Genomic DNA, 6,741 nt, shown 5'->3' on the forward strand with positions numbered 1-6,741 from the left:
AATTGCCTGTCCGGTCTGGTCGCGGAATTGGTTGTCGCGCCAATGCACGTCGGAGGTGGTGCCGCCGCCGTTACCGGAGCCGCCGAAACTGCTGTTCAAGCCCAGCGTGGTCCACACTTCGGTGCTGAGCACCGTCGTCAGGTCTTGGTTGAACACCGTAGTGAGCAGTTCCGCCAGCCAGTTCAAGCCGCCGTCGGAATAAAACCAAGTGGTGCCTGGCTGATACTGCAAGGTCGGGCTGACCTGATCGACCTGCGACACATACCAGCCGCCAGTCTTGATGAAACCGGCAGTGTGCGTGGCCAGCTGCTGCACGGTGATGTCATCGAGCCAGCCAGTGGTAATGTTCGATGCCGGCTTGGCGCCGATCCCCGAGTATCTGGTCTGCGCGACATCGCTGAGCGCGAGACTGCCGTTATCGATAGCGACGCCGAGCGCGATACCGCCGATGGATTTGGTGGTCGACTTCATGTCGTAGCGCTTGTCGATGTCGCCCCACGAATGCACCAGTCGACCCCGACGCACGATCATGCCGGCGGTGTCGGCCGTGTTCACCGTGCCGGACGTGGTCGCGTAGGTGCTCGCTTGGTCGAGCAGCGTCTGACTCATCCCAACGTCAGCTGCGGCCACTCGAGTCCAACCATGATCGGCGGTGTCGTTAGTGGTATCGCCTGCAGGATACGTTGCTGCCGCGACCGTCACGCTCACCGTGTCGGTGCCGGTGAGACTGCCGTCGCTCACTGACAGCGTCAGCACATAAGAACCCGCGGCCGGAAACGTCACAGTGGTCGAAGCCGCATTCGCCGTACCGAAGGTCACACCGCTTGGACCGCTGGTCGCGCTCCAGGTGTATGTCAGCGTCGATGTGGTTGAATCGTCGGTGGCCGACCCGGTCAGCTGCGCATTGTTCTTTGGCAATTCGATACTTTGATCGGTACCCGCTTGCACGGTCGGCGCGACATTGGCCGCTTGTTGCTGCTGCCCGCCGCCACCGCCGCCTCCACCACCGCCGCAGGCAGCGAGGGACAAAGCAAACGTTACGCCTATCGCCAGTTGGCGACAGCGCCGAATCGATTCTGAACGAGAACTCACCGGCTCTCGCGACATGACGCGCATTCGATTTTCCCCTCGATGTTGTCGCGCTGTACTGGGCGCGCGATGCAAACAACGCTTCCAGCTTTCGGAAAGGTTCCTCAGGTCCGTCAGAAACGGCCTGAGCAAGCTATGCAGCTGGCGTGCCGTCGCGAAGCGCGGAAAATCTCGGGCTTCTGAATGTTTCTATTGTATTTTCTGCAACGAAGCATGCCGTCGCTGGTAATGTTTGCGATACCCATCACAGACGCCCGCCCGCTGCGCCTACGGACGAATCCCGGGTGTGAAGGGCTTAACATTTGCGGGCGCTGCGGCCTGCGTAGTCTGGCCCGTCATGATTCGCAGACTACGCACACGCATCATCGTCTTCGTCGTGGCCTTGCTGGCGCTGGTCCAGGTGGTCGCCTTCGTGACGGTGACTTCAGCCAACTCGGAATTGCGCGAACTCACATCGTCACCGGTCGCAGTGGCTGCGTTCGATCGACTGGAACAGACCTTGGCGGCACTCGGCGCGATCAGCATGCTGCTGTCCATGGGCGGCGCCATCGTGATCGCCATGGATATCACGCGCCCCATCACTCAACTGACCGAAGCCGCCGCACGCATGCAAGACGGCGATTATTCCAAACCAGTCAGCCTGCCGCGCTCGGATGAGATCGGCGCGCTCGCCAACAGTCTGAACCACATGCGCGAATGTATTGCGGAGCGCGAGCAGGAGATTTTGCATCTCGCCTACCGCGACACGCTCACCGATCTGGCCAATCGTGTGTTGTTTCATGACCGGCTCGAACATGCCATCGTCAATGCCAAACGCACCGGCCGCACGCTCAGCGTGTTGATGATGGACCTGGACCGCTTCAAGTACGTCAACGACTCGCTCGGCCACGGCGTCGGCGACCACGTGTTACGCGAGGTCGCACAGCGGTTGAGCGACTTGCTGCGTCAGGCAGACACGATCGCGCGACTCGGCGGCGATGAATTCGCCATCCTGCTGGAGAATGTGGACGAGCGCTATGTGACTCGGGTGGCGCTGAAGATTCAGCACGCACTGGAACAGCCCATCGACTACGAAGATCAGTTGCTCGACGTGGGCAGCAGTATCGGCATCGCGCACTTTCCGGAACATGGCGAGAACATCGGCACGCTGCTGCGGAACGCGGATATCTCCATGTACGTCGCCAAACGTAACAAGAGTGGTCATGCCGTCTACGACGTGAGCTACGACACTCATCAGCAGAAGCATCTGTCGCTGCTCAGCGAGATTCGCCAGGCCGTCGAAGGCAATCAGTTGCGTGTGTACTATCAGCCGAAGATCAGCCTGGCAACGTCGACGGTGGAAGGTGTCGAAGCGCTGTTGCGTTGGGATCATCCGCGTCGCGGCTTCATCCCACCTGGGGACTTCATTCCGTTTGCCGAGCACACCGGCTACATCAAAGTGTTGACGCGCTGGGTGCTGGAGCAGGCCGTGCGCCAATGCGGCCAATGGCGTACCGCCGGCATTCCGCTGCGAGTCGCGGTAAATATTTCGGCGCGCGATCTGCTCAACCGCGAGCTCCCCGAGTTCATCGCTCGCTTGCTGGATCGTTGCGACACGCCCGCGTCGCTGCTGTGTCTGGAAATCACCGAAAGCGGCTTCATGGAAGATGCAGCTCACTCGCAACGAGTGCTGGAACAGCTGAGCGCCTTGGGCGTGCGCTTGTCCATCGACGACTATGGCACCGGCTACTCATCGCTGAGTTACATCGCGCGCCTGCCGGTGGATGAGCTCAAGATCGACCGCTCGTTCATCAACCAAATGAGCGATCCGACCACCGCCACCATCGTGCGCTCCACCATCGATCTGGGCCACAGCTTGGGATTGCAGGTGGTGGCCGAAGGCGTCGAGGACGAAAACGATCTGCGCACGCTGCGCCAGTTCGGTTGCGATCAGGCGCAGGGTTATTTCATGAGTCGGCCATTACCGGCCAGGGAGCTGGAGGAGTGGTTGCGTCACTCCTCCTGGAACTGCGTCGGCACCAAGACGGCGAAATCGAGTTCGCCGGCACCGACGCTGCTGCCTTCTTTTAGCGGCGCGCGGTAAGCGGCTCCGCCTGATCTCCTAAACCACCGCCCACGGCCAACGCCAGGTCGACGGTGTTGAGCAGAGCATCGCGTTGCGCGGCGACCAGATCGATCTGCGCCTGATACAAGCCACGACGCACGTCGAGCAGTTCCAGATACGCGATGTCGCCCTGCCCGTAACGCAACTCCGCCAACTCGGTAGCGCGAGCCAGTGCCGCCACCTGCTGATCGTTCGCTTCACGCACTCCGGCGATCAGCGATTGACCCTGCAAGTTATCCAGCACTTCGCGGAACGCTTGTTGAACAGCTCGTGCGTACTCGGCCTTGCGCTGTTCTCTCACCGCTTCAGCACGAGAGACGTTGGCTCGCAACCGGCCGCCTTGGAAGATGGGTTGCAAAATGCCGCCGGTCGCCGACCACACTTTGGCCGGACCAGTGAACAAATCGTCCAGCTCGGGACTCGCCGAACCCAATGCACCAGTGATGCTGATACTTGGGAACAGCTGCGCACGCGCGACACCGATATCCGCTGCTGATGCATTGAGCGCCGCTTCGGCCGCACCGATGTCCGGACGCTGCGCCAATACCGCCGACGGCAACGCCGAAGGCAATTGCACCGGCGCCGGCAAGCTCACGCCTTGCACACTGATAGCTTCATCGACCAACGCTTTCGGCGAACGGCCCAACAATGCGCCGAGCGCATTGGTGAACTGAACCACCTGCAACTCCAGTTGCCGGGTCGAGACGCGCGTCGCGGCGGCCTCGGCTTCGGCCCGCTTGAACGTGAACTCGTCGCTCTCGCCCGAATCGAAGCGCAGCTTTTCCAGCCCCACCGCTTCTTCACGCGAGTTCAACGTGTCACGGCCTCGCGCCAACTGCTCAGCGGCGGCGATCAACGAGAAGTAAGTGCGCGCCACTTCGCCGGTCAAACTGAGCTTGGTCGCTTCGCGGCCGTACTCGGAGTTCAGCAACTGCGCACGCGCCGACTCGGAGGCGCGCAGATACTTGCCCCACAGGTCCAACTCATACGCCACCGTGCCTTGCACCGTGTACAGCGTCTGATGCGTGTTGACGCCAGGCACGTTCTCCAGGCCCTGCTGGGCCAGCGACAAGTCGCTTTGTTTGGAGCGAGTGGCGTTGCCTTCGAGATTCAGGGTCGGCAGCCGGTCCGCATTGGAGATGCGCAGATACGAACGCGCTTCCTGCACGCGCGCCGCCGCGACTAGCGCGTCGGGGTTGTGCTTCAGCGCCTCGAGCATCAGCTCATCGAGCTTGGCATCGCCAAACAACGACCACCACGGATTGGGCAGCGGAGACGTCTCCGCCGCGAGCGTCGGTAGTGCATCCGGCAACGGCAGCTCCGGCTTCTGCGGATCCACTTTGGATACGAAGCAACCGCCGAGCATCAGAGCCAGAGTCACCGCGAGGCTGACCCTAGCCGAAGTTTTTATTACTTGCTGATTCATTCGCTGGTCACTCATCAATGAGACTCGCGGGGCGCGGCCGGCTTGGGCTCGACACCGCCGTGGTGCGACGTGCCCTTGCCATGCTCGTCGTCATACGCCTCGCCGCCCCGGGCGCCGGCAATCCACTTGAAGAACAGCGGCACGAACAGCGTCGCAATGAAGGTGGCCGCCAACATGCCACCGATCACGCTGGTCCCCAGCGAATGACGGCTGTTGGCGCCGGCACCGGTGCTGATGGCCAACGGCAACACACCGAAGATCAACGCCAGCGACGTCATGATGATGGGCCGGAACCGCAGCTTGGCGCCTTCGATGGCGGCATCCGCCAGCTTCATGCCTTCGTGATACTTCATCAGCGCGAACTCGACGATCAAGATGGCATTCTTGGCCGCCAAGCCGATCAGCGTCAGCATGCCGATCTGGAAGTAAATGTCGTTAGCCTGGCCGCGCGAGAACACCGCCACTAACGCACCGAACGCTGCGAACGGCACAGCCAGAATCACCGCCAGCGGCAACGTCCAACGCTCGAACTGAGCCGCGAGGATCAGGAACACCATCAACACGCCGAGCAGATACACACCCTGCGAAGCGCCGCCGCTGGCCTTCTCTTGATAAGCCGTACCGGTGAACGCAAGCGCGTAGCCCTGCGGCAAGGTTTGTTCGGCCACCTCTTCGATGGCCTTCAGCGCATCGCCCGAGCTGAAGCCCGGCGCCGCTGCACCCATGACCTTGGCCGCAGTGAACGCGTTGAAGCGCTCGACGATTTCTGCACCGGTGACTTCACGAATGCTGGCCAACGCCGTCAGCGGCACCAGGTCGCCTTTCTTGGAACGCACGTACACGTTACGAATGTCTTCGGGATACGCACGGAAGCGCGGCTCCGATTGCAACTGCACCTGATATACCCGGCCGTTGCGATTGAAGTCGTTCACGTACAACGCACCGAAAGTACTTTGTAACGTTTCGAACACTTGGCTCACTTCCACGCCCAAGGTCATGGCCTTTTCGCGATCCAGATCGATGCGCATCTGCGGCACGCTGGCGCTAAACGTAGTTTGGGTGCCCGCCAGCTCAGGGCGCTGATTGGCCGCAGCCACAACTTTCGCCGTCACCGCTTCGAGATCTTTGATCGAGCCGCTACCGCGCGATTGAATGTAGGCCTCGAAACCGCCGGTCATGGACAAACCTTCGATGGGCGGCGGCTCGACGGCGAAGAAGAAGCCGTCTTTGATCTTCGAGCCGGCACCGAACACGGCACCGACCAGCGCCGACGGCGACAGATCGTCGCTCTTACGCTCGTCCCAAGGCTTCATCGGCAACCAGATGATGCCGCTGTTGGTCTTCATCGCTTGGGTGAGCGGATCCATGCCCGACACGGCAACCGCATTGGCCACCGCCGGATGATGGCTCACTTCCTCGGCCACGGTCTGAATGGACTTGACCGTGCGATCCAATGACGCCGCGTCCTGCAGGAAACCGATCACGAACACGTAGCCCTGATCTTCCGAAGGCGCCAGCGAAGTCGGCAGCGCGCGGAACAATCCGACGACCGCCACCAACATCACGACGAACACGCCAGCCGCCAGCGCGCCGCGCTTCATCACGAAGCGCACACCGTTTTCGTAGCGCTGTGTCATCCGCTCGAACCAGCGGTTGAAGCCCTTGAGGAAACTATTGGTGACCGCGTGGTCGTGCTTCAACAGCAACGCGCACAGTGCCGGCGTCAACGTCAGCGCGACGAAGCCCGAGATCACCACCGATACGGAAATAGTGACTGCGAACTGTCGATACATCTCGCCGACCAAGCCACCCAGGAAGGCCACCGGCAGGAACACCGCCGTCAGCACCAGCACGATGGCGATCACCGGCCGCGTCACTTCCTCCATGGCTTTGGCCGTGGCCTGCGGCGCCGGCAGATTTTCCGTGGTCATGATGCGCTCGACGTTTTCGAGCACCACGATGGCGTCGTCAACCACGATACCGATAGCCAGCACCATGCCGAATAGCGTCAGCATGTTGATGGAGAAACCGAACATGTACATGGCCGCGAACGTGCCCACCAGCGACACCGGCACCGCCAGCATCGGGATCACCGTGGCACGCCAGTTCTGCAAGAACAGCA

4 protein-coding genes are annotated in these 6,741 nt (G+C 61.4%); 1 reads left to right on the plus strand and 3 read right to left on the minus strand.

What is annotated here, in order from left to right:
- Positions 1-1,092: PKD domain-containing protein (locus JNL55_RS22510; protein ID WP_293859252.1), on the minus strand; the 1,092-nt coding region annotated here is incomplete at its 3' end.
- A gap of 334 nt (positions 1,093-1,426) precedes the next feature.
- Between JNL55_RS22510 and JNL55_RS22515 the strand changes: the two genes are divergently transcribed.
- On the plus strand, positions 1,427-3,172 hold the full coding sequence (locus JNL55_RS22515) for a putative bifunctional diguanylate cyclase/phosphodiesterase (RefSeq protein ID WP_293859255.1): 1,746 nt from the start codon (positions 1,427-1,429) through the stop codon (positions 3,170-3,172).
- Here the strand turns inward: JNL55_RS22515 and JNL55_RS22520 are convergent.
- Together JNL55_RS22520 and JNL55_RS22525 are read right to left on the minus strand one after the other, a co-directional pair.
- On the minus strand, positions 3,156-4,574 hold the full coding sequence (locus tag JNL55_RS22520) for an efflux transporter outer membrane subunit (protein ID WP_293859258.1): 1,419 nt from the start codon (positions 4,572-4,574) through the stop codon (positions 3,156-3,158). The two genes, JNL55_RS22515 and JNL55_RS22520, sit on opposite strands and share 17 nt — an antisense overlap.
- Before the next feature lie 59 nt (positions 4,575-4,633).
- Positions 4,634-6,741, minus strand: a 2,108-nt coding sequence (locus JNL55_RS22525; RefSeq protein WP_293859261.1) for an efflux RND transporter permease subunit, incomplete at its 5' end; no start/stop codon positions are given.

Origin of the sequence: Steroidobacter sp., assembly GCF_016790065.1 — a bacterium.
Taxonomy (GTDB): Bacteria; Pseudomonadota; Gammaproteobacteria; order Steroidobacterales; family Steroidobacteraceae; genus Steroidobacter.